Source organism: Mycobacteroides salmoniphilum (genome assembly GCF_004924335.1).
Lineage (GTDB): Bacteria > Actinomycetota > Actinomycetes > Mycobacteriales > Mycobacteriaceae > Mycobacterium > Mycobacterium salmoniphilum.
The window spans coordinates 706,584-730,236 of the sequence record NZ_CP024633.1 but is presented as its reverse complement, the minus strand read 5'-3'; the positions used below and the strand labels follow the sequence as shown (position 1 = coordinate 730,236).

Sequence of the window (23,653 nt, the reverse complement as noted above, 5' to 3'; positions counted from 1 at the left end):
GCGCGGATGGAGCTCAGGTCAGGCGTCCAACTCGCTGGCGACAGCGCGCACGACCTCGGACACCTTGCGGGCGATCTTGCGGTCCGGGTAACGCCCCCTGCGCAGCTCGCTCTGCACCGTGCCCTCCAGCAAGGTGATCATGTCCTCGATCATTCCGTGCAGTTCGTCGGTGGTGTGCTTGTGATTCACCGGCCCACTGCTCTCGCGGCGCGTCTTCTGCACCGACGGCGGCGCGTCGATCAACTTGAGGCTCAGTGCCTGCGGACCGCGACGGCCCGCGGCCATGCCGAACTCGACCTTCTGTCCAGCCTTGAGCCCCTCAACGCCAGCAGGCAGCGCCGAGGACCGGACGTACACGTCCTCGCCATCCTCTTGCGACAGGAAGCCGAAGCCCTTCTCGGCGTCGTACCACTTCACCTTGCCGGTTGGCACTGCACTCACCTCACATGATTAACGCGCCCCAAATAGGGCGCGGTGACTGGTCATCCTACTCGGCGCACGCAAGTGGTCGCTACGCTGGACTTATGACCCCGTTGATTGATTCGTTCGGCCGCATCGCGACCGACTTACGGGTGTCATTGACCGACCGGTGCAATCTGCGCTGCACGTATTGCATGCCCGCAGAGGGACTGGACTGGTTGCGCAGCGACACACTGCTCACCGCCGACGAATACGTTCGGCTTATCGGCATCGCGGTGACCGAGCTGGGCATCCGCAGCATCCGATTCACCGGCGGGGAACCGTTGATATACAAGGACTTGGAGAGACTCGTCGCGGCGGTGGCTGCCCTCTCCCCGCGACCCGATATCGCGCTGACGACCAACGGCATTGGCCTGGACCGCAAGGCTGCCGCGCTCCGAGACGCCGGGCTGGATCGCATCAATGTGTCGCTCGATACCTTGGACGCCGATCGTTTCGCCGCGATCACCCGCCGCGATCGGTTGTCCGATGTCCTCAGGGGACTCGAAGCCGCCGATGCCGCCGGACTTGCACCGATAAAGATCAACGCGGTTTTGACGCCCGAGCAGTACAAAGAGGACGCCATCGCACTGCTGCGGTTCAGCCTGGAACACGGATACGAGCTGCGCATCATCGAACAGATGCCGCTGGACGCCGAGCACAACTGGAGCCGAGACCACATGGTGACGGCCGACGAAGTTCACGCCGCTCTGAGCCGGGAATTCGCGCTGAGTACGGATCCGGCACCCCGTGGCAGCGCACCAGCACAACGCTGGCTGGTCAACGGAGGCCCCGCCACGGTCGGGATCATCGCGTCGGTATCGCGGCCGTTCTGCGGGGACTGCGACCGCACCCGGCTGACGGCTGACGGGCAGGTGCGCAATTGCCTGTTCGCCACCGCCGAGTCAGACCTGCGCGGGCTGCTCCGCTCGGGCGCTACCGACGCGACCGTGGCCTCGGCGTGGCAGACCGCCATGTGGGGGAAGAAAGCGGGACACGGGATCAACGACCCATCGTTCCTGCAGCCGGACCGTCCCATGAGTGCGATCGGCGGTTAGGTGAGCATTCGCGTTCGGTACTTCGCCGCTGCCGCGACCGCGGCAGGTGTCCAGGAGGAGACCGTCGAGCTCCCCACAGGGGCCTCTTTCGACGATCTGACCCGTCACCTGGCCACAAAAGGAGCGGAACTGGAACGCGTATTGGCGCGTTGTTCCTTTCTCCATGACGGTGTGGCGGTCCGCGACCGCTCCCACCGGCCGGAATCCGGTGCTGTCGTGGATGTTCTGCCTCCGTTCGCTGGTGGATAGAAGCGCGCTGGCCCATCCTTTTCTTAAGGAAGCTCTAAGGTAACTCTGAGAGTCGCATACAGAGACCGCCGGCCAATTTCGTGATCTGCGACACACATCGGAAGGTCACAGTACGGTCACGACGCGGACACGGGGTGGTGGAGCTACCCAATAACCTGCGCAGACCCCACCACTGACGGGAATAAACCCACCCCGCCGTGGACGAAACACCGGTGAATGTCCAACATGACGAGATGCGCGCGGGCACGTACCGTCATCCGAAGCCCATACCCGCGCACCGAGCTCCGTCCCTCGGGTGTGGCACCTCGTCGGTAAACCAAGGGACGGAGGCGGGGAACCCAACCGCCGGAGATCTCGATCTCCAGCACGAACCTCCATGGTTCTTGGGGTGAAGCCCGGGCAACCGGGCCGAGCGACCTCTCGTTCGAACCCGACAGCTGACTTCGCAGGTGCGTCACAGAGAGGAATACGACGGACATATGAGTGGACGGCACAGTAAGCCCACCAAGGCGGGCGCTAAGGCGGCCAAGGTCGCGGTAGCAGGTGCAGGCCTTGTCGGCGGCGGTCTGATGATGGCCGCGACGGCCGCAGCAGCCACCGATGGTGAGTGGGACCAGGTCGCGCGCTGCGAATCGGGTAACAACTGGGCCATCAACACCGGTAACGGGTACCAGGGCGGGCTGCAGTTCTCGCCCAGCACCTGGATCAACAGCGGTGGCGGCCAGTACGCCCCGTCCGCTCACCTGGCCACCAAGGAACAGCAGATCGCGGTCGCCGAGAAGGTGCTCGCGGGCCAAGGCCGTGGCGCCTGGCCGGTCTGCGGCCGTGGCCTGTCCGGTTCCACCCCGCGGACGGCCCCCGCCGCGAACATCACACCTGCCGCGCATCATGAGGAGCAGGCGGCCGCCGAGCCCGCCCCGGCTCCTGAGCCCGCCCCGGCACCCGAAGCCGACGAGCAGTTCGTCGCCGAGGCCCCCGAGGCGCCCATTGTCGAGGAGGCCCCGGCCCCCGAAGAGGTGCCCGCACCCGAGGCCCAGGACGTCGAGTTCCAGTCCGCTCCCGCCCCGGCCGAGCCCGCACCCGCCCCCGAGCCCGTGGCCCCCGCCGAGGAAGCCCCGGCTCCCGAGGTCATCGCCGCGCCGGCACCTGAGGCACCTGTCGTTGACGAGGCACCGGCCCCCGAGCAGGCTCCGGCTCCCGAAGCCCCCGCCGCCGAGGACCAGGTCCTGCCGTACGAGCTCCAGTCCGGCCCGGCGCCCGCCGAGCCCGCACCGGCCCCCGAGCCGGCCCCGGCACCCGCCGCGGCAGCTCCCGAGATCCCGCTTCCCGCGGGTGTCCCGGACGCAGCGGATATCGGATTCGCCGCTGGTAAGGCCGCGTTCGACGCCGGTCCGGTTGCCTCCAATGGGACGCTGAACCCTGACGCGGTCGCCGGTGTGGTGCGGCATCTGCCCGATCCCAATAACCTGCCTCCCGGCACCACCGATGTCACTCCTCAGGACAGTCGCGGAGTGTCCTACCTGAAGGACATCGTCTTCGCCATGCAGACGCAGGATGTCAAGGCCAGCGACGCAATCCTGGCTCTGGCACAGCGCTAACTCGTACCTAGATAATCGCCCCGGCCGCCACGGCCGGGGCGATTGTCGTTGCGGGGTAACCCTTTCGACGGGAAGTGTAGGCCCCTTGTCAAGGGGGTTGACGTCCCAGCTTCGAGGCGTACGTTGGTCACCATGACGGCACCGACCACTCCCCCGGACGTTCCCAGTCAAGAAACATTCGAAGCGGTCTACAACGGCAAACCCATGGTCGGCGGCGCCCCCGCGGCGGGCGTGCCCTGGGATATCAGGGATGCGCAACCACGAATCAAAGAGCTCGCCGCCTATGGCGCGTTGCGCGGAGACATCTTGGACATCGGCTGCGGTCTCGGTGAAAACTCGATCTATCTCACCCAGCAAGGACTCTCGGTCACCGGCCTCGACTTTTCTCCTTCGGCCATCGAACAGGCGAAGCAACGGGCCGCCGTCGCGGGCGTAACCGTCAACCTCCAGGTGGCCGACGCGACCAAGCTCGATGGCTGGGACGCACAGTTCGATACCGCCATCGACAGCGCCGTGTATCACTGTTTCGACCACGATGGCCATCAGCAGTATGCGAAGGCACTACACCGGGCCACCCGGCCGGGGGCACGCTGGTTCATCGCCTGCTTTGGTGATGGCACCGTGAACGGCATCGCGATGCCATTCGGCGTGCAAGATCCCGAGGAGATCAAGAGCGTGTTGTCCGAAGCCAACTGGAACATCCAATACTTCGGCCGAACAACATATCTCGGATCCCGGACGGCCTTCGTCGGTGCCGCACTGGCCGGTATCGATCCGGAACAGATGCCCGCCGATATGCGCGAGCGTTATCAACGGCCGGGCGTGGCCGACAAAGCACAGAAGACATTTGAGCGTCTCCAGCAGCTGGACGACGACATGATCCACATGCCGTTCTTCAACATCGTCGCGGAAAGGGACTGAACAACATGACCGCACCCACTCAGAACACGTTCGAGGATCTGTACCGAGAAAGTGTCAAGGACGGCGGGCCCATCATCCCGTGGGATTCCCAGGATGCCAAACCCCGCATCAAGGAGCTGGCCCTGCTCGGCGCGGTCCGCGGAGACGTCCTGGATATCGGCTGCGGCCTTGGCGATAATGCCATTTACCTTGCTCGGCAAGGTTTTAACGTCACCGCACTGGACTTCGCCCCCTCCGCGATCCAGCAGGCCAAGGGCCGGGCGGCCTCCGCCGGCGTCACCGTCGACTTCCAGGTCGCCGACGCCACCGAGCTCGACGGCTGGGACGGACGGTTCGACACCGTGATCGACAGCGGCGTATACCACTGTTTCGACCACGAGGGACACGCGAAGTACGCGAGCGCGCTGCACCGTGCCACGCGCCCCGGAGCACGTTGGTACATATGGTGTTTCGCCCAGGGCGGCGTGCACGGCATCCCGACCCCGTTCCAGAACGCTCTGCAGGCAGAGGACATCGAAGAGGTGCTACTCGCCAACGGATGGAACGTACTGCAGTTGAACCCGACGACCATGGCGGCGCCAAAGGCGGAGTTCCTCAACGCGATTCGCGGCACCTACCGCGGAGATCCCGAGCGGCTGGAGCGGCTGGAACAGGATCTCGACGATCCGCTGCTCTATATCCCCGTGTACACGGTCATCGCCGAACGGGCGTAAGACTACAGCTGGCGGCCCGCGAACACGCGGGCCGCCGCAGCCGACATCACCGCCATGGTCCATAGCGCGGGCGTGGAGCCGAGCATGGAATTCACAGTGCGGGCGCCGGATTCGGGTGCCATTCCCTCCAGGCGTTGCGCCAGCCACCGCAGGGCGGCCGGTGCACCCAGTATCACCAGAGATAGATGCTCGCTGAGGCGGTCACGCCGGTACGTAACATCGGCGCCGTGTGTGGCGTAGAACTGGGCCTGGCGATCCACCTCATCGATGCCGACGAGCTGGTCATGTACTGCGGTGTAGATATACACCGGGCACGTCGGCGCCACCTTACCCAGGCGGAGGTCCTCGCTCATCGCGACGACGTCGGGCAGCGCCATCAGTTCGGCGATCGGCAAGTCCACAAAGCGATCGAAGTTGCGCATTGCGTACCGCCCAACAGCCTGACCCGTCGAGAGCCCCCGTACGGTCGCCATGACCTCCTCACCCCGACACGTAAGGTGCTCCGTCAGAACAGAATCCAATGCGGGGTAGCTTCCGCGCAGAGCAGAGATCGCGGCGATGCCCAGCCCCGCGAACAACCCTCCGTCAGCCCTCTCCAGGATCTTGCTGGGGTCCGAGGCCGGCGAGCCCAACGCCGCCGCGACAATGTTGAGTTCGGGGGCATAGTCCGGTGCCATCTCCGCGGTCCACGAACTGGCAAGCCCACCACCGGAATACCCCCACAATCCAATTGCGGTATCGGCAGGAAGCCGCAGTTCGGCGAACTGCAACGTGGCCCGCAGACCGTCGAGTACGTGGTAGCCGGGTTGGCGCGCGACGACATAACGCCCGGGCTGCCCGCCATGGTCGGCGACGCTCACGATCCAGCCCTGGCGCAACGCGGCGGCCATCAGTAGCAATTCGATCTGCGGGTTGGCGAACGGTCCACGCGCACCCTGTAGCAGGCAGTAGGAAGGAAAGCAGGATCGCTCGCTCGAGTTGATCGCGCATTGGTACGCCAGCAGACGTGGCGAGTGCGGATCATGACCGGCGGGGACCAGCACGGTAGTGACCGAAACCTCAGGCGCGCCATGCGGATCGGTGCTCCGATAGAGCAGCTGCCAGGCGGCCACTCGCTGGCGCCGCAGCCCCAGGAATCCGATGTCCACAGGGCGGGCACGCAGAACTGTTCCCGGTGCCGCGGCCCCGAAACCGTCGGGCGGAACGTGGAACGGATCATCGGCGGGATGCGCCGGGCGCTTACCGGGGTGCGGGAAGATCTGGGGCGCCGGCGCCTCAGCGCGGTGTTTCGGTTGCACGGAAGTGCTCATGAATTAGGGAAACTAGCGCACCCATGGCCTCGCAACGCCCTGATCTGGGTTTTTAGGTACCAGACCCCAATCGGGGCCCGGATTTTTCAGGCCGAGCCCACCCATTCGTTGCTGCCATCGGCGAAAAACTGGTGCTTCCATACCGGCAGCGCCGCCTTGACGTCGTCGACGAGGCGCTGGCAGGTGGTGAATGCCTGACGGCGATGGTCGGCGCTCACCGCCACCACAAAGGCCGCCTCGCCTACCGTCAGCGCGCCGATGCGGTGGCTCACCGCCACCGCGCGCACACCCTCTGCCTCGGCGGCGATGCGCTGTACCACGTCGGTCAGCACCTGCTGGGCCGACGGATGTGCCGAATACTCGAGCCGCAGCACCGTCTTGCCGCCGTCGTGGTCGCGCACATTGCCCACGAATCCGACTGTGGCTCCCGCAGATTCGTGATCGACGAGTTGCTCGTGCTCGATCAGCGAGATGCGCTCCGCGGTCAACAGCGCACGAGAGACGCTAGCGCTCATACGTGATCACCCCCGCCTATCTGGTCCAGTGCATGGCCCAGCACGCCGTCGAGCACCGCGAGTCCGTCGCGCACCCCGCCGGTGGAGCCGGGCAGGTTGACCACCAGGGTGCGGCCGGCAACTCCACACACGCCGCGGGACAGAATGCTGGTGGGCACGGTCGGCAGCCCGGAGCGTCTGATGGCATCGGCCAGGCCGGGAATCTGGTAGTCCAGCAGTGGCGCGGTCTGTTCGGGTGTGGCGTCGGTGGGTGAGAGCCCGGTGCCGCCGGTGGTGATGACCAACGAAACTCCATCGGAAACCGCGGCGCGGATCGCCGCTCCCACCGTGTCGCCATCGGGCACGACGATCGGCTCTCCAACACGGAAATCTTGTGCGCCAAGCCATTCGACGATGACGGGTCCGGTTTTGTCGGGGTACTGACCGGTGGCCGCCCGAGTGGAGGCCACGATCACCCGCGCGGATCTCAGGGTCGAGTCCATGTTCCGGTCTTGCCGCCCTCTTTACGCAGCACTCGGACATCGTCGATGCGCGATGCCGGATCGACCGCCTTGACCATGTCATGCAATGTCAATCCGGCGACCGTCACGGCGGTCAACGCTTCCATCTCGACCCCGGTGCGGTCGTTGGTGCGCGCGATGGCGGTGATCTGAATGGATCCCGCGGCCGCGTCAATCTCGAAGTCCACGTCGATGCCGGTGAGTGGTATCTGGTGACACAGCGGAATGAGCTCGCTGGTGCGTTTGGCGGCCATGATGGCGGCGAGCCGGGCGGTGGCGATGGCATCACCCTTGGGCAGCGTGCCGTCGGCCAACAGCGTCAGGACTTCCGGAGTGGTGACGAAGCATCCGGCCGCGACCGCCTCGCGGGCGGTGGCCTGTTTGGCCGAGACGTCGACCATGTGGGCGGATCCGTGCTCGTCGATATGAGAGAGACGGTCAGGCTGGGATGAGCCGCTATCGCGAAGACCGTCGGACACCGTTACTTGTTGATGACGGTGACGGGGTGCACGTACGGCACGGACTGCACCGGGAACTCGATGTCGCCGAAGGGGGACAGCGCTCCGGTGCGGTCGGCCGCGAGTTCGGAGACGGCGTGCTCACCGTCCACATGTGCGGGCCAGCCGTTGTCGACGTATTGCTTCTTGTCAGCCACGAAGCCATTGTGGCAGGCCGGGAGCACGACGGCGAACCCAACCCGCCTCTACGCTGGTGTCCGATGAGTGACGATGCGGCGTTGACTGGCTTTGCGGCGTGGTTACGCCGTTTGCCCGATGAACAGTTGGTGCGGCTGGTCCGGCTGCGACCCGATTTGGCGTCGCCGCCTCCGGCGTCGCTGGCCGCCCTGGCGGGCCGGGCGCTGTCGCGCCAATCGGTACGCGCAGCCACCGACAACCTGGACTTTTTGACTCTGGCGGTCCTGGATGCGCTGCTGGTGGCCCGTGCGGACGTCACCGGCACTCCGGTCTCGGAGGTACTCACTCAGGTCGATGGCCGCGCCACTGAACTGCAGGTGCGCACCACCTTGGACCGGCTGCGCGAGCTCGCACTGGTGTGGGGGGATCGCGAACTGCATCTGGCGGCAGAGACACGGTTGGGGCTGCCCTGGGTGGTCGGACAGGTGATCAGCGAGCAGACCCCCGACTCCTACGACGCGGCGCGGGCCGCACTGGCGGCGACCGACGAGCGCGGGATGGAGCTGCTGCAGGCACTCATCACGGGATCGCCCATTGGCCGCACCCGGGACGCCGCACCCGATGCCCCGCCGGATCGTCCGGTGCAGCGGCTGCTCGCCGCCGGCCTGCTGCAGCGGATCGACGACGAGACGGTGCTACTGCCGCGGTTCGTGGCACAGCTGCTCCGCGGTGAGGAGCCCGACCGGCTGCAGCCACCGGCCACCGAGACAACGACGGCGACCCAGGCCGAAGCCAACGCCGCCGCCGCGGGGGCGGCACTTGATCTGCTGCGTGAGGTGGGTCTGCTGCTCGACGAACTCGGGGTCAACCCCGCTCCTCAGCTGCGCAGCGGTGGCCTGGGCGTGCGCGAGGTCAAACGGCTGGCGAAGGCGACGGGTATCGATGACACCCGGATGGGGCTGCTGCTGGAGGTGCTGGCTGCCGCCGAGCTGATCGCGGTGGGTGACCCCGACGTGCAGACCGATGCCGAGGGCTGGCACTGGGCGCCGACCACCCAGGCCGACCGCTTCGCCGAGCTGCCGACCTCGACCCGCTGGTTGCGGCTGATGTCGGCGTGGTTGATGCTGGCGGCCCGACCCGACCTGATCGGCAAGCGCACCAGCGAGGACAAACCGATAGCGGCCCTTTCGGATTCGCTGCGGTCGACGGCGGCCCCGCATGACCGCAAGCTGCTCTTGGAGATCCTCGGTGAGCTGAAGCCCGGGCAGGGGTTGCGGGCCGAGGAGACATCCCGGGTGATGCGGTGGCGTCGTCCGCGCTGGGGCGCACGGCTGGGCGTGGAACCGGTGACGGCCCTGCTGTTCGAGGCGACGACGCTGGGCGTGATCGGGCGCGGCGCGTTGACGACACATGTCCGGACCTTCCTGGACAGCAGCGGCGATGAGGCGACGACGCTGGCCGCGATGGAGAAGGCGTTACCCGCCCCCATCGACCACTTTCTGGTGCAGGCCGATCTCACCGTCGTCGCACCCGGCCCATTGACGCGCGAGGTAGAGCTCGAACTGGCCGCGATGGCGGACCTCGAATCAGCGGGGGCGGCCAGTGTCTTTCGGGTCAGTGACGCGAGCATCCGGCGTGCGCTGGATTCGGGACGGACCGCGACCTCACTGCACAGTTTCTTCGGCTCGCGATCCAAAACCCCTGTCCCCCAATCGCTCACCTACCTCATCGACGATGTCGCGCGTCGACATGGACAGCTTCGGGCCGGAGTGGCCAGCTCATTCCTGCGCTGCGATGACGTGGCCCTGTTGACGCAGGTGATGGCGTCGGTGCTGGCGGAGGATCTGGGGCTGCGGCTGCTGGCCCCGACCGTCGCGGTGTCACTGGCCCCGCTGGCCGAGTTGGTGGCTGGGCTACGCGCGGCGGGCTACGCTCCCGCCGCCGAGGATGCCACCGGAACCATCGTCGAACTCCGGGTGCACCGCGCCCGGGTGACTCCGCAGCCGCACCGGATGGGTTGGACGCCACCGGTACTCAGTGAGCCCGCGGCCGCCGCAGTGGTCAAGGCATTGCGCGCGGCGGGCGATCACGACGGCATCCGCATCGAGCCGTCGCATGCGGTGGCGCTGCTACAGCAGTCCGCCAAGGCCCAGACCAGCGTGCTCATCGGGTACGTAGACCCGGCCGGGGTGGCGTCCTCGCGAGTGGTCAATCCGATCAGCGTGCGCGGTGGGCAGCTGTCGGCCTTCGACACCGCCGCCGGGCGGATCCGCGACTTCGCGATTCACCGCATCACCGCGGTCTCGCCGCCGTCCTGACCGTCGATCAGCTCCGCGTCAGCGGACACCCTCGAACGGGTTCCACGATTCGCTCTGTCGCACCCAGTGCAAGTAGTACGCCTGGTTGGCGATGCCCATAAACAGCGCAGCAAAGCCGAAGGAGAATGCGCGCGTCACACTGTCGGAAGCGCCCACCACCCCCAGCACGACGCCGAGACCCACACTGAGCCCCAGCAGCACCAGGCCCTTGCGCCACATCCCCTTGACGAAGAAGTAGATCGGGCCAAAGAAAAAGGCAAGGAAATTACTGGTTAACCGGACACGCGTCCAAAACGACCCCGCCCGGAAGATGGCGTTTGCCTCTTCTTTTGTCGGCGCCGCGGCGTACTGGTCGTAGAACGCGAACCGGCGCTGCCAAATGTCGGCCAGGGTGCTGCGGTCTTGTGGTGTCGTCACCACAGCAATCTAGCAGGGCATACGGCCCCCTCCAATGTCTCCGGGGATCACTATCCTGGATCGAATGACCGATGGACCGCTGATCGTCCAGTCCGATAAAACCGTGCTGCTGGAGGTCGATCACGACCAGGCAGACGCGGCGCGCCAGGCGATCGCCCCCTTCGCCGAGCTCGAACGCGCACCCGAGCACGTGCACACCTACCGCATCACGCCGCTGGCGCTGTGGAACGCCCGCGCCGCCGGGCACGACGCCGAGCAGGTGGTCGATGCCCTCGTCACCTTCTCCCGTTACGCGGTGCCGCAGCCGCTACTGGTGGACATCGTCGACACCATGGCCCGCTACGGGCGCCTCCAGCTCGTCAAGCATCCCGCGCACGGTCTCATGCTGGTGAGTCTGGATCGCGCAGTGCTCGAAGAGGTGTTACGGCACAAGAAGATCGCCCCCATGTTCGGCGCCCGCATTGATGACGACACCGTGCAGGTGCACCCCAGCGAGCGTGGCCGGGTCAAGCAGATGCTACTCAAGATCGGTTGGCCCGCAGAGGATCTCGCCGGATATGTGAACGGCGAAGCCCACCCGATCAGTCTGGCCGAGGATGGCTGGGAGCTCCGGGACTATCAACAGATGGCAACCGACTCGTTCTGGGCGGGCGGTTCCGGTGTGGTGGTGCTGCCCTGCGGGGCCGGTAAGACGCTCGTGGGCGCCGCCGCGATGGCGAAGGCACAGGCGACCACCCTGATCCTGGTCACCAACACCGTGGCCGGGCGGCAGTGGAAACGTGAACTCATCGCGCGAACCTCCTTGACCGAAGAGGAGATCGGCGAATACTCCGGCGAGCGCAAGGAGATTCGGCCGGTCACCATCGCCACCTATCAGGTGATCACCCGGCGCACCAAGGGCGAGTACCGCCACCTGGAGCTGTTCGACAGCCGGGACTGGGGCCTGATCGTGTACGACGAGGTGCATCTGCTGCCCGCTCCGGTGTTCCGGATGACGGCAGATCTGCAGTCGCGGCGCCGCCTCGGCCTCACCGCCACTCTTATCCGGGAGGACGGCCGCGAGGGCGACGTCTTCAGCCTCATCGGCCCCAAACGCTATGACGCGCCATGGAAAGACATTGAGGCACAAGGCTGGATAGCCCCCGCCGAGTGCATCGAGGTACGGGTCACCCTCACCGAGAACGAGCGGATGATCTACGCGACGGCCGAGGCCGACGAGCGGTACAAACTGTGCTCGACGGCCCACACGAAGATCAACGTGGTGAAGTCGATTCTGGCCCGCCATCCGGGAGTGCCGACGTTGGTGATTGGCGCCTACCTGGATCAGCTCGACGAATTGGGAACCGAGCTGGACGCCCCGGTGATCCAGGGCTCCACCAAGAACGCCGAACGTGAAGCACTCTTCGACGCTTTCCGGCGCGGCGAGATCGCTACCCTGGTGGTCTCCAAGGTGGCCAACTTCTCCATTGACTTACCGGAAGCAGCTGTGGCTGTTCAGGTTTCGGGTACATTCGGCTCACGTCAAGAAGAAGCACAACGGCTTGGACGGCTGCTCCGTCCGAAGGCCGACGGCGGCCAGGCCTACTTCTATTCGGTGGTATCCCGCGACACCCTCGATGCCGAATACGCAGCGCACCGGCAGCGGTTCCTGGCCGAACAGGGCTACGGCTATCGGATCACCGATGCCGACGATCTACTCGGACCCGCGATCGGTTAGACCCCAGCAGTGCGGGAGAGTTCGTCTCCGGCCCGCTCGGCGGATGATTCGAAGCGGCGCTTAACGCGCAGCAAGGGCGTCTCGAAGTATCGAAAGCTCAGATAGGCAACGGCGATGACGAGGATCGTCGTTGCGGCGCACAGCGTCAGCCCCTGTTCCTCGTGGACTATTCGGCGTACGACGTTGGCACACAACATGTGCATCAAGTAGATGCCGTAGCTGATCACACCGATGAACGCGAGGGGTCTCCAGCTCAGTACCGGATGCATGAGGGTGTCCTCGCGGATGGAGACGGCGACGACGGTGACGGCCATGAGGATCTGGATCGACCATAGCGGCGCACCGAACCACAGCGCGGCAATCATCGCCGCGAACACCGCCGGGGCCGACCACCGCCAGCCCAGCACCGCGGCGACCCGCGCGTAGCCACCGCGGGTGTTGACGACGATCGCGAAAGCCGCGCCGAGCAGGATGGGCAACGACAAGCTCGCCAGGATGCGCCAGGGCAGCACGCGCGCATCGAAGAACACGCCGGTTCCGGCCGAAACCGCTACCAGTGCCAAGAGCACGATGAGCGGCGCCCAGATCCTTCCCTTGCTCAGCACCAGGGCCCCGGCCAACAGCGGCGGCCACAGCAGATAGAACTGTTCCTCCGTGGACAGCGACCAGGAAAAATAGAATGGCACCGACGTGCCGGTGGACAGGTCCACGAACCAGTTGACGGTATAGGTCAGGAATGCCGGCAGGTTCCCCAAGAATCGTTCCCCCTTCGGGGTACCGCGTTCGGTGGCCAACACCAGCAGGACGTATAGGGCCAGCACCGCGTAGTACAGCGGGAATATACGTAATGCCCTGCGCGCGTAGAAGTTTCGCAGCGATACGTCGGATGTGCGATCACGCTCACGAATCAGCAAGGTGGTGATGAGAAAGCCACTGATCGCGAAGAAGAAGTCGACGCCCATGAATCCGCTGTGCGAGATCTTCGGACCGGGCGTCCCGGACGTATGGTGCCAGATCACCGCCAGCACACTCAGCGCCCGCAAGCCGTCCAGCGCCCCGAATTTCTTCGTGGCGAGAAACGATTCATAAGCAGCCACTGCCCGTCGCGACACCGAAAGAAGGGTATCAGCGTTACCAGATCAGTGCTGCTGCCGGCATCCAGTGTTGGCGGCGGTGTCGAGCTGGACATCCGTGGAGCTGATCGAGGGCGTCAGGAACCGAAGATGCCCGATCAGCTCGCGCGGCAGATCGTCGATCCGGGTCGAATAGCGGGTGCCGTCGATCACGCTGCGCGCGGTCAGCGAGAAGGTCTTGGCGACGTCGGCGTCAAACGCCCCGTACTTCTGTAGCGCCGTCGCCACCATCCGCTGGAAGGGGGTCAGGTTCAACGTCCGCAAGTCCAGGGACGGATCAAGCTGAATTCTGATCCCCTCGGGCACCCCATCCGGAATCGTGCCGTCCGACCGCGTACCCGGGTACACGTAGGTGGGTGCGTTGATCGGGATCGCGAACCGCAGCGCATGATCGATCACTCCGGCCTGTACGTCTTCCGGCGTGATCAGCCCGGCGAGGTAGGACAGCTCGCCCCCCGAATGCGCGGGTCCACTGACATGCCCGCCCGATCCGGTGTTTACCCGATAGGTGGCCTGCGCGATCGCCGACATCGAATCCGGCTTGAAGGACTGGAACTCGTATTCGCACCCGGTGCTGTCGTCGATGATTGCCAGATGCGCGTCGGCGTCCTGCGTGGGCAGGTAATGCGGCAGATACGGGATGTCGATCGACTTCCCACTGTTGCGGACGGCGACGGTCCGGGTAGGAGTGCCCGCGGGTGCGTGATAGACGGCGGTAGTCCAAATGTCCTCGTTGACGTCGATTGCTTTGATGTCAGGGTGATGCATCAGGGTGGCAACCCAATTCGGCGAACGAGGGTCGATCGCCGGGCTGGGCGGGAGCGGCTGGTTCAAGAATGAGTTCGCCGCGAAGAAGTTGCCGTTCGCGGACTCCCGGCCCAGCGCGACTTGGGACACCGAGAACTCCTGTACCGCAGGGCCACTCGTACTGGCATAGCTGACCCGGACCGCGTGCACACCGGCCTGGACGGTGCGCGTGGCCAGATCGGTTCCCCAGTCACGGGTGTTGGCATGATCGAAGATCTGCTCGTCATCGAGCCACACTCGCCCGACGACGCCACCGCTCATCGAGGCAATCTGGTACTCGCCCGTCACCGGAAATCGCAGCGAGCCGGTGGCATCGACCGAAAATTCGTCGGGCCGTACACCCGGCGCAGGAGATCCCGTGAAGTTCCCGCCCACCGAGTACTCGCATCGGGCGAGCACCGCGGTGCCGGCATGATCAGTGTTGTTGTAGTAGCGCGTCCAATATTGACCTACATCGCAAGGGTTCTGGGCCGCCGCATCCGTCGCGTTCCGGGCGGGTGCACAGGCAGCCACCACCAGGAACACCGCAAGCAGAACGAACACGCGCACGGATTCACTGTACGGGCGAACGCTTACCTTGCTGCGGCGGCGATCTTGTCGAAGTACCTCTGGGTGCGCTTCATCGAGAAACCGACGATGGCGCTCACCGCGGGGGTGGCATTGCGAATCGGGCCCGTGCCGTCAATGGCCCATGCCCAGGTGAAGTCGGCGCCGCGATCCGTCGGCGTCACCACATAGTCCTCGGCGAAGGCACGCAAGCCAGGCACCGGCACCGGCAAGCTGGTCACGTAGAACGCCTTCCGTCGTCCTTCCTCCCAGAGGAAGTAGTGCTCATTCACCTTCGGCCCCACCGCGGGCCCGATCTTGCGAACAGCACCGACGCCGGCGCGGGGGCTACCCCACACGACCCTGATACCCGGCGCCAACCACCGCAGCGTGGTGTCGTTGGTCAGCTCACGCCACACGGTGTCGGCGGACACCGGCACGGAGATGGTGTGGCTCGCTCTCACGGGAGCGCTGGACAGGAAGGCTTCATCGACTGCGTCAAGCGAAGGCATTCCCGTAACTTACGGTATCAGTTGGGGCGTAAACAATGGGCCCTACTGCTGCTGGGCGCACGTCTGGTCGGCCTGCTCGTCCAGCCGGATGTCCGTCGACGCCACAGTCGGTTTGAGGAACTGCAGGTGCTGAATGAGGGGCTGCGGTAGGCCTGAGAGCGAGACGTTGAACGGCGCCGAGGCCGCGGTGTTCTCGGTGGCGACGGCGAGCACCCCCGCGGTATCGGCGTTGTAGCCGCCGTAGTTCTGCAACGCGACAGCCACCATCCGCTGGAAGGAGGTGAGCCCAAATTGGTCAAGGTCGAGGCTCGGGTCGAGCCGCATTCTGGTTCCCTGCGGAATGCCATTGGGCGTGCTGCCGTCGGAACGGGTGCCCGGATAGGCAAATCGTGGTGAGCCGATGGGCAGCGCATATCGCAGCGCATGGTTGATGCCGCCCGCGTTCACCTCGGTCGATCTAATGAGCCCGGCAAGCCAGGACAGTTCCCCGCCGGAGTGAGCCGGCCCCGACGTGTGCCCGCCGGTGCCCGTGTACGCGTGGTACGAAGCCGAGGCCACCGCCGAGAACGAATTGTTGAACATCTCCAACTCGTAGGCGCATCCCTTCGCCTGATCCACAATGATCAGCGCGCTGTCGCCATCCGGACTCGCCGTGTAGGACGACAGATACGGAACGGTCAGATTCTTATTCGAGTTGGTGATCCGGATGGCGCGGGTAGGAGTGCCAGGTGGCGCGACGTAGATGGGTTGGGTCCACGTGCTGCTGTTCAGCGAGATGCCGTTTTGATTTCCCAGCATCGCCACCCAGCCGTCGGAGCGAGGGTCGATCTGGGCATCGGCGGGGATAGGCGTATTCCAGAAAGAGTCCGCGGCGTAGTAGTTACCGTTGGTACTGGCCGGGCCCGGCCCCATTTGTGAGACCGAAAAGAACTCGAAAGAATCGCCGGACGTCTTCCAGAAGGCGACCTGAACCGCGTGATCGCCCGCGGCGACGTCCTTGGCGGCCAGATTTCGGCCCCAGCTCACGGCCCCCTTGTCGATGACCAGTTGTCCGTCGAGCCACACGCCCACCGCCATGTTTCCGGTGTCCGCGCTGAACACGTAGTTGCCGCTGACGGGAAAGTGAATGGTTCCGGCATACTGGGCACCCCAGTTCGAGGTGTTGACGCCGGATACCGGTGCGGCACTTCGAAAGTTGCCGCCCACCGATGTCTCACACTGTCGCACCACCGGAGATCCGCTCAGCGCGGTGTTGTTGTAGTAACTGGCCTGGTACTCATTCACGGCACAATCCGACGGTGGGGTCGTCGGAGCCGTCGTGGCTGTCGGCGGGACCGTGGTGGGCGCCGTCGTGGTCGGCGCGGTCCAGACCACCGTCACCTTGTCCAGCACCAGCATTCGCCCGCAGAAGAACGTGCTGTACGCCGCGCTGTTCGTAATGGTGATCGAATGCGACCCCTCAGCGATCGACACATCCACCGAATACTCGGTCAAAGTATTGGCCGCCACCGTGAAGGTGCCCACCGCGGCATTGTCGACGCTCACCCGCATCGCCGGTGCGCCCAGACATTGCTGCCCGCGTGCCCGAATAACAATTCTCGACGAAGCCTGCAGCCACACTGTATTGGTGGCAACCGCATTCTGGCCGTACAGACCCAGCAGTGTTCCACCGGACGCGCTACCGTCCGCCCAGGTTCCGCCGCCCCCGTTCGAGTAGGACATCGATTCCGCTTCGATGGCCGTATCTGCTTGTGAGACAGATGGAAATGTTATTCCGATGGCCGCCAGGACGGCCACGGCAGCCAAGAACCGCAGAACTCTCATGAGCGTGAATACCCTGTCCGGTAGCAGGCGTAAAACGATTCACGCGCAAAATACTCCCGGATTGAATCCGGTCACCAGAGCATTCGTTCAAGCGATATTCTCCGGCGATGAATCTGCAATAGACAGGCTGACCAATTGACCCAACTATGAACTGCTGGCGACTATCTCGCGAACAAACAAGTCGATTCCGGAACGGTCATAGGCCGCTTCCGGGAAATTGCATATCGCATAGCCCAGCCCCAGCCGGCGCAACGCGGCCAGACGCTCGGCGATCTGCTCCGGGGTTCCCGCCGTCTCGGCAAGGTTCCCCACCGTGGCCTCGGCGACGTCCTCACCAATGACCGGGATGAGCCGCGCCCTGATGGCGGCCAGACGATCGGCGACCTCGGCCTCATCGGCTCCGACGACGATGTTCATGTTGGCGCTCCGGACAATCGCATCGAAGTCGGTGCCAATGTCCTTGCAGTGCGCCGCAAGCACTTTCGACTTGTGCTCGAATTCTTCGGGACTCTGGCCGAAGTTGGTGTATTGCGCATAGCGCGCCGCGATCCGCAATGTCACCTTCTCGCCGCCCCCGGCGATCCACAGCGGAATACCCTCGGACTGCAAGGGTTTGGGAGCAACGATGGCATCATCGACCTGGTAATAGGTGCCGTCCAGGGAGACGCGTCCGTCGCGCCAGGCGTCGCGCATGATGCGCACTCCCTCGCGCAGCCTGCCGAGCCGCTCGGCGGCGCCCGGAAAGCCATAGCCGTACGCGCGCCATTCGTGCTCATACCAGCCGCCGCCGATACCCATCTGAGTGCGTCCACCCGAGATGATGTCCACTGTCGCAGCGATCTTGGCCAGATACACCGGGTTTCGGTATCCCATGGCCGTACACATCTGCCCCAGTTTGATTCGCGAGGTCACCGCCGCGAAGGCGGACATCAGCGTCCACGCTTCGTGGGTCGCCTCGTCGGTGGGCACCGGCACGGTATGGAAGTGGTCGTACACCCACACCGAGTCCCACGGGCCATCCTCCGCATAGCGGACCAGATCGCGCATGACGTCCCATTGATGCTCGGGCGCTATGCCTACCAGATCCAGGCGCCAGCCCTGCGGGATGAAGACTCCGAACTCCAGTGTCTCGGCCACCCGCGCCACATTACGCCGGAACCGGCGATCCGATCCAGCGGGTGAGCGCTTCGCCGAGGCCGGTATCGGAACCCTCCCCCACCCAGGCGACATAGCCGTCGGGCCGCACCAGCACCGCATCCGGTGCCGACACTTCACCCAGCACCGGAAGGTCCCATGCACCTGAGTATTTCGCGTCCACCAGCTGAACCCGGTCGGCCCAACCGTCGACACGCAAGCTCGGCGACTCGCCGAAGTTGAACAGCACGGGACGCGCGGTGTGCAGGTACGGGTAGACGCGTGTGGGCCCATCCGGGGTTACCACATCCAGGTCCGGCATCCGGCGACCCAGCAGTGGATGCGCTGCGCCCTGATGCCCACCGACCTCATAGTGGATATCCAGGCCGCTCATCATGCCGGCGATGCGCTTGCGCGGTTCTTCCATGGCCAGCAGGTCGGCCACGATGTCACGCAGCGCGTCCATCCGCGGACCTGCCTCGGACAACGGTGTTTGGGCCATGGTGTTGTGCAGCACCCGTTCCGCCACCGGGTGGCGCTCGGAGTGATAGGTGTCCAGCAGCGAGTCCGGGGCCTCTCCCTTGATCACCGCGGCAAGCTTCCACCCCAGGTTCACCGCGTCCTGGACACCGGTGTTGAGTCCTTGGCCGCCGAACGGGAAGTGGATATGCGCGGAATCGCCCGCGAGGAACAGGCGCCGATCGCGGTACCGGTCGGCCTGGCGGGTCATATCGGAGAATCGGGACATCCAGCGCGGGCTGTGTAGTCCGAAATCCGTTCCCGCTATGGCGATAAGCGCTTCCTTCGCTTCCTCCAGGGTCGGTTCGGTTCCGAGCCGGGAGAGGTCGGTACTGAAGACCAGCCGGCACCACCCCTCCTCGAACGGCAGAATGGCCAGGAATGCCTGACCGGGCTTGCGCAGCAGCCCGAACTCGAGAGGTTGCTCGGTGATCTCGGCATCCACCAGCATCGCCGAGCAGGACGGGTCATGGCCGGGAAACCCGATCCCCGCGGCCTTACGGATGGCGCTGCGTCCGCCATCGCATCCGATGAGATACCGCCCGCGCATCGCACGCCCGTCGGCAAGTTCCACATCCACACCGGAGTCATCCTGGGTGAACCCGAGCACCTCGTCGTTGTAGTAGATCGGCACCCCGAGCTCGGTGATCCAGGCCGCCAGCGTCTTCTCGGTGTAATGCTGAAGCAGGCCCAGCGCGTATGGGTGGCGGGTGGGGAAGTCCTCGATGCTCATGAAGATGCCCGAAAAATGGGTCGCCTGGCCGGTCATCCCCTGGGCGAGGAACCTCTCGGCGATCCCCCGCTGATCGAACACCTCGATGGTGCGCGAATGCACTCCCGCCGCGCGCGATCCCACCTCCTCGTGGCTGCCCCGACGTTCCAACACCGCAACGTCGACACCGGCGAGGGCGAGCTCGCCTGCCAACATCAGCCCGGTCGGGCCTCCGCCCGCGATAACCACTGCATGCTCGGTCATAGCGCTCCTTAACGTCGTTATTGGTATTGACTCCATAATTACTTTAACGCTGTTAAGGTGTCAATGTGATTTTGAATCGGGAAACCATCGCGCGGGCCGGCCTGGCCCTGCTGGACGAGAAGGGCAGCGACGGCCTCACCATGCGTGCGCTGGCGGCGTCCCTCGGCGTGCAGGCACCGGCCCTGTACTGGCATGTGAAGAACCGGCGCGAGCTCATCGACCTCATGGGCGAGGCGATCATGAGTGATGCCCAGGATGCCTTCGACAACACCTCTGCGCCATGGGATATCTTCCTGGCCAACGGCGCTCGAGCCTTTCGGCAGGCAATGCTGCGCTATCACCAGGGCGCCCGGATCCTGGCGGGCACCTTCGTGACCAATGCCGCCGACGTGCTGGAACCGATGCTGGATGCCATGACGTCTGCCGGGTTCACCGTCCGCGAAGCGGCCCGTCTGACACCCGTGATCCACCACTACACCATCGGATTCACCATTGAACAGCAGGCCCGGGATGGCTCCGAGTACCCCGGACCCAATCCCTATACCGAAGAAAACCTGATCGCCAGGCTCGATCTACAGAAGTATCCCGCGATCATGGAGGCCTTCTCAGAGCTCTACGAGCCCGACTTCGATGCCGACTTCGAGGACGGACTCGCGATCATCATCGACGGCCTACGAGCTCGGCTTCGTGCGAAACGGAAATCAGGGGCTCCTCGAGCACCGAATCGCCGCTAGGGCAATCGGCCTTGTCCGATTCCGGCGACTCCGCATCCTCAACATCGGCCTTCGACCGCGAAAAATGCTTCTGGAACCAGGGTTCCACGATCGCAGCGGGCCACCAGTTGGCCTGTCCACACAGCACCACCAGAGCGGGAATGGTGATGGTGCGCACCAGGAAGGTATCCAGCAGCAGGCCCATCCCGATGATGAAGCCCGCTTCGACCATCGACTGCAGGTTGCCGATCAGCAAGCCGAACATCGACGCAGCGAAAATGACTCCGGCAGAGGTGATCACACCTCCGGTCGACTTGACCGTCTTGATGACCCCGGAGCGGATGCCGTCGGGCGACTCATCCCGGATGCGCGAGATGAACAACAGGTTGTAGTCCGCGCCCACCGCGACCAGCACGATGAACGCCATGCCCGGCACACTCCAACTCAACGGCTGCCCACCGATGAACTGGAACGCGATCACCCCGATGCCCACCGCCGAGGCGTACGAAATGATCACCGAACCAATGAGATACAGCGGCGCGACAATGGCCCGCAGCAGCGCGACGAGGATGAGCAGCACCACGATCACCGTCAGCACGATGATGAACCGCAGGTCGTGGTTGTAGTAGTTGCGGATGTCGTTGTACATCGCCGACAACCCGGCCATCGAGATGGACGCATCGGACAGTGTGGTGTTGGGCTGCGCGCTGTGCGCAGCGTCCTGGATGGCGCGGACCTGATCCATCGCCTCGGGACTGAACGGATTCAGGTTGCTTTGCACCAGATAGCGCACCGCATGCCCATCGGCCGAAACGAATGCTGCCGCAGCGGTCTTGAAGGAGTCTTGGGTGAGCACCTGCTGCGGTATGTAGAAACCGGACATCGATCCGGGTGCCGCGTCCCGCTTGGCTGCGACCAGGAGCGTTGAGGCATCACCCAACTGGCCGCCCATCTGTTTGGTCTGGTCCACCAGCATCTGCACACCCTCGGCCAGCTGTGCGCTGCCATCGGCCAGTGAGTTGACCCCGGTCAGGACCTCGGCGAATTTCTGCTGGATGCCGTAGGAGTCGGACAGGCCCAGCCGGCGCAGGTTCGTGTCGATGGCGTTCAGCGCGGTGCGCAGTCGGGCAATGGTCGAGCTGATCTGTTTGTCGTTGTCGACGGACTTCAACTCACGACCGAGCTCGACGATCCTGTCCCTGGTGCCATCCTGTTTGGTTTCCAGGAACTTGTTCATCTCCTCTCGCGAGGAGCGGCACGCTGGGTCCATCTCACAGGCCGGATTGCCCACCAACACACGTGCGACGGGTTCGATCCAGCCGTACACCTCACTGGCACTCTGGGCATTGGCCTCGATGGCGTCTCCGAGAGAATGCATGCTGGTGACCAGCTTGTCCACGGAGTCCAGATCGGCGAGGGTACCCGTCCTACCACTGCCGCGCAGCTGGGCCAACACCTCAACCAGTGCGCGCGCCGTGCCCAATGAGTTCTTCACCGAGTCGCGGACCTCACCGAGCTTGTCCGCCAACGTGTGTCCACCCGCGGCGAGCTTGTCCAAGTCCCTGGTGCGGGCATCGATCAGGTTCGATGCATCGCCCAGCTTCCCGCCCACCTCACCGGCCTGAAAGGACAGCTTGGCCTCCTCCAGCGGTTCACCCGTGGGCCGGGTGATACCGCGCACCTTGTCGACACCGGGCACCTGGCTCACCCGCGCGGCCATCTGCTCCAGGTCGGCCAGCCCGCGCGGGGTGCGCAGATCGTGGGGCGATTTGATGTAGAGGTATTGCGGCAGCGTCGAATTCACCGGGAAGTGTTTCTCGATCGCGGCGTAGCCCTGATTACTGTCGGCCCAGGAGGGCAGGTTCTTGCGATCGTCGTATCCGAACTTCACCATCGCACCACAGGTGGCAAGGATGATCAGGATGACCAGACTGACCGCCAGGTGCGTACCCGGACGTTTGACGATATTGATTCCCGAGCGGTGCCAAATCTTATTGGCGTAAGCCTTTCTCGGCTTCACCCAGCCTCGGCGTCCCACCAGGATCAGCACCGCCGGCAGGAAGGTCACCGATGCCACGAATGCGATCAGGATGGACACACTCAGCGCCGGACCGATGGTGGACAGGATCCCCAGCTTGGTAAAGCCCATACCCAGGAAGGTCACCGCCACCGTCGCCGCCGATGCCGCAACCACCTTGCCGATGGATTCCAGCGCGGCGGTCACCGCGCTGTCGGAATCCATGCCCTGTTTGACATATTCGTGATATCGGCTGATGAGGAAGACCGCGTAGTCGACACCGGCGCCCATCATCATCGCGGTCATGAATGTCAGCGTCTGATTCGAGATACTCAGACCCATCTGCGCCAGTCCCCCGACGGCCGCCTGGGCGATGCCGAGTGAGACGCCCACCACGATGAGCGGCAGCATCATCGTCACCGGATTGCGGTAGACGATCAGCAAGATGAGCAGAACCAAAGCAGCCGTCGTGATTTCGACCTTGTGCAGGTCGCGCTCTCCCACCACCGTCAAATCCCCGACGGTGGCGGTCGGCCCCGTCGTAAAGGCATTCAGGGTGGTGCCCGCGGTGGCGTCCTTGATGATCTTGAGGGCGCCGACATACGCCTTACCGGATTCGGGGGTGGCGAGCTCACCCTGCAATCCCACCGGCAGGTACCACGCCTTGCCATCGGTGCTCGACATCATCTCGCGCAGCATCGGTTTGGTGATGAAGTCCTGCACCATGCTCACATCGCGGGTGTCTTCGCGCATTCGTGCCGCGAGAACCCGATAGGTCTGTTCGTCGGCGGGCGTCAGCCCGTTCTCGTTGGTGAGCACGATCAGCAGGATGTTCTGCGCACCCGACTCCTGGAACGACTCGACCATCTGCCGCGTGGTCTCCATGACGGGAGCATCCTTGGGCAGCAGATCCACCGGGTGATCCTCGATGGCCTTCTGCAGCGAAGGAGCGGTGAGCGCCAAGATGGCGGCCAGACCGATCCACACCCCGATGACGGCGACAGGAGCCTTCCGGACGATCCGAGCGATCAGTCCGTAGATACCACCTGTGTTGTCCGCCAC

22 protein-coding genes and 1 riboswitch are annotated in these 23,653 nt (G+C 64.7%); of the genes, 8 read left to right on the top strand and 14 right to left on the bottom strand.

The annotated features are described in order from the left end of the window. Window positions 1-18: 18 nt before the first annotated feature. The gene (locus tag DSM43276_RS03685) at window positions 19-432 is read right to left on the bottom strand and encodes a cold-shock protein (protein ID WP_078324852.1); all 414 of its coding nucleotides are present in this window, start codon (window positions 430-432) and stop codon (window positions 19-21) included. 92 nt (window positions 433-524) lie between these two features. Here DSM43276_RS03685 and moaA point away from each other — a divergent pair, with 92 nt between their 5' ends. From moaA to DSM43276_RS03655, 5 genes are all read left to right on the top strand, one after another. After that, the gene (moaA, locus tag DSM43276_RS03680; protein ID WP_078330708.1) at window positions 525-1,517 is read left to right on the top strand and encodes a GTP 3',8-cyclase MoaA; all 993 of its coding nucleotides are present in this window, start codon (window positions 525-527) and stop codon (window positions 1,515-1,517) included. Then, window positions 1,518-1,766 (top strand): MoaD/ThiS family protein, encoded by a 249-nt coding sequence (locus DSM43276_RS03675; protein ID WP_078330707.1) that lies wholly within the window; start codon window positions 1,518-1,520, stop codon window positions 1,764-1,766. A gap of 291 nt (window positions 1,767-2,057) precedes the next feature. Continuing rightward, window positions 2,058-2,235: riboswitch (cyclic di-AMP (ydaO/yuaA leader) on the top strand. A 10-nt stretch (window positions 2,236-2,245) separates the two neighbouring features. Then, window positions 2,246-3,364 carry a transglycosylase family protein gene (locus DSM43276_RS03665; protein WP_136628982.1) on the top strand — a complete coding sequence of 373 codons (1,119 nt, stop codon included), beginning with the start codon at window positions 2,246-2,248 and terminating at the stop codon, window positions 3,362-3,364. A gap of 132 nt (window positions 3,365-3,496) precedes the next feature. Beyond that, complete coding sequence (locus DSM43276_RS03660) at window positions 3,497-4,285, top strand: class I SAM-dependent methyltransferase (protein ID WP_078331491.1); 789 nt, start codon at window positions 3,497-3,499, stop codon at window positions 4,283-4,285. Window positions 4,286-4,290: 5 nt separating this feature from the next. Further along, on the top strand, window positions 4,291-4,998 hold the full coding sequence (locus tag DSM43276_RS03655) for a class I SAM-dependent methyltransferase (RefSeq protein WP_078331492.1): 708 nt from the start codon (window positions 4,291-4,293) through the stop codon (window positions 4,996-4,998). 2 nt (window positions 4,999-5,000) lie between these two features. Here DSM43276_RS03655 and DSM43276_RS03650 read toward each other — a convergent pair whose 3' ends face one another. The 5 genes from DSM43276_RS03650 to DSM43276_RS03630 all read right to left on the bottom strand — a co-directional run bounded on the left by DSM43276_RS03650 (window position 5,001) and on the right by DSM43276_RS03630 (window position 7,978). Next, on the bottom strand, window positions 5,001-6,308 hold the full coding sequence (locus DSM43276_RS03650; protein WP_078331493.1) for a lipase family protein: 1,308 nt from the start codon (window positions 6,306-6,308) through the stop codon (window positions 5,001-5,003). An 86-nt stretch (window positions 6,309-6,394) separates the two neighbouring features. After that, entirely contained in the window at window positions 6,395-6,823 is a 429-nt protein-coding gene (locus tag DSM43276_RS03645) for a molybdenum cofactor biosynthesis protein MoaE (RefSeq protein ID WP_078331494.1), read from the bottom strand. Continuing rightward, the gene (locus DSM43276_RS03640) at window positions 6,820-7,305 is read right to left on the bottom strand and encodes a MogA/MoaB family molybdenum cofactor biosynthesis protein (RefSeq protein WP_078331495.1); all 486 of its coding nucleotides are present in this window, start codon (window positions 7,303-7,305) and stop codon (window positions 6,820-6,822) included. The genes DSM43276_RS03645 and DSM43276_RS03640 overlap by 4 nt, the downstream gene beginning before the upstream one ends. Further along, window positions 7,290-7,802 carry a cyclic pyranopterin monophosphate synthase MoaC gene (moaC, locus tag DSM43276_RS03635; RefSeq protein WP_078331496.1) on the bottom strand — a complete coding sequence of 171 codons (513 nt, stop codon included), beginning with the start codon at window positions 7,800-7,802 and terminating at the stop codon, window positions 7,290-7,292. Before moaC ends, DSM43276_RS03640 begins: the two co-directional genes overlap by 16 nt. 2 nt (window positions 7,803-7,804) lie before the next feature. Next, on the bottom strand, window positions 7,805-7,978 hold the full coding sequence (locus DSM43276_RS03630; RefSeq protein ID WP_099051525.1) for a hypothetical protein: 174 nt from the start codon (window positions 7,976-7,978) through the stop codon (window positions 7,805-7,807). A 63-nt stretch (window positions 7,979-8,041) separates the two neighbouring features. Between DSM43276_RS03630 and DSM43276_RS03625 the strand changes: the two genes are divergently transcribed. Then, window positions 8,042-10,276 carry a helicase-associated domain-containing protein gene (locus DSM43276_RS03625; RefSeq protein ID WP_109556308.1) on the top strand — a complete coding sequence of 745 codons (2,235 nt, stop codon included), beginning with the start codon at window positions 8,042-8,044 and terminating at the stop codon, window positions 10,274-10,276. 18 nt (window positions 10,277-10,294) lie between these two features. On the opposite strand, the gene DSM43276_RS03620 is transcribed toward DSM43276_RS03625, so the two are convergent. Beyond that, window positions 10,295-10,693 carry a DUF2628 domain-containing protein gene (locus DSM43276_RS03620; RefSeq protein WP_078331538.1) on the bottom strand — a complete coding sequence of 133 codons (399 nt, stop codon included), beginning with the start codon at window positions 10,691-10,693 and terminating at the stop codon, window positions 10,295-10,297. Between the two features lie 64 nt (window positions 10,694-10,757). Between DSM43276_RS03620 and DSM43276_RS03615 the strand changes: the two genes are divergently transcribed. Further along, window positions 10,758-12,410, top strand: coding sequence for a DNA repair helicase XPB (locus DSM43276_RS03615; RefSeq protein WP_078331497.1), 1,653 nt, complete (start codon window positions 10,758-10,760; stop codon window positions 12,408-12,410). Here the strand turns inward: DSM43276_RS03615 and DSM43276_RS03610 are convergent. From DSM43276_RS03610 to DSM43276_RS03585, 6 genes are all read right to left on the bottom strand, one after another. Continuing rightward, window positions 12,407-13,522: an acyltransferase family protein gene (locus tag DSM43276_RS03610; protein WP_078331498.1), complete on the bottom strand. Its 1,116-nt coding sequence runs from the start codon at window positions 13,520-13,522 to the stop codon at window positions 12,407-12,409. The two genes, DSM43276_RS03615 and DSM43276_RS03610, sit on opposite strands and share 4 nt — an antisense overlap. A gap of 27 nt (window positions 13,523-13,549) precedes the next feature. Next, a complete protein-coding gene (locus DSM43276_RS03605; RefSeq protein WP_078331499.1) occupies window positions 13,550-14,899 on the bottom strand; it encodes a PA14 domain-containing protein in 1,350 nt (449 codons plus the stop codon). Between the two features lie 23 nt (window positions 14,900-14,922). Further along, on the bottom strand, window positions 14,923-15,408 hold the full coding sequence (locus tag DSM43276_RS03600) for an SRPBCC family protein (protein WP_078331500.1): 486 nt from the start codon (window positions 15,406-15,408) through the stop codon (window positions 14,923-14,925). Between the two features lie 42 nt (window positions 15,409-15,450). Beyond that, on the bottom strand, window positions 15,451-17,130 hold the full coding sequence (locus DSM43276_RS03595; RefSeq protein WP_169899980.1) for a PA14 domain-containing protein: 1,680 nt from the start codon (window positions 17,128-17,130) through the stop codon (window positions 15,451-15,453). A 246-nt stretch (window positions 17,131-17,376) separates the two neighbouring features. Next, the gene (locus DSM43276_RS03590; RefSeq protein WP_078331502.1) at window positions 17,377-18,378 is read right to left on the bottom strand and encodes an LLM class F420-dependent oxidoreductase; all 1,002 of its coding nucleotides are present in this window, start codon (window positions 18,376-18,378) and stop codon (window positions 17,377-17,379) included. A gap of 1 nt (window position 18,379) precedes the next feature. After that, the gene (locus DSM43276_RS03585) at window positions 18,380-19,861 is read right to left on the bottom strand and encodes an FAD-dependent monooxygenase (protein ID WP_078331503.1); all 1,482 of its coding nucleotides are present in this window, start codon (window positions 19,859-19,861) and stop codon (window positions 18,380-18,382) included. A gap of 65 nt (window positions 19,862-19,926) precedes the next feature. On the opposite strand from DSM43276_RS03585, the gene DSM43276_RS03580 reads away from it, so the two are divergent. Then, the gene (locus DSM43276_RS03580; RefSeq protein ID WP_078331504.1) at window positions 19,927-20,595 is read left to right on the top strand and encodes a TetR/AcrR family transcriptional regulator C-terminal domain-containing protein; all 669 of its coding nucleotides are present in this window, start codon (window positions 19,927-19,929) and stop codon (window positions 20,593-20,595) included. On the opposite strand, the gene DSM43276_RS03575 is transcribed toward DSM43276_RS03580, so the two are convergent. Next, a complete protein-coding gene (locus DSM43276_RS03575; RefSeq protein ID WP_078331505.1) occupies window positions 20,522-23,653 on the bottom strand; it encodes an MMPL/RND family transporter in 3,132 nt (1,043 codons plus the stop codon). The genes DSM43276_RS03580 and DSM43276_RS03575 overlap by 74 nt on opposite strands.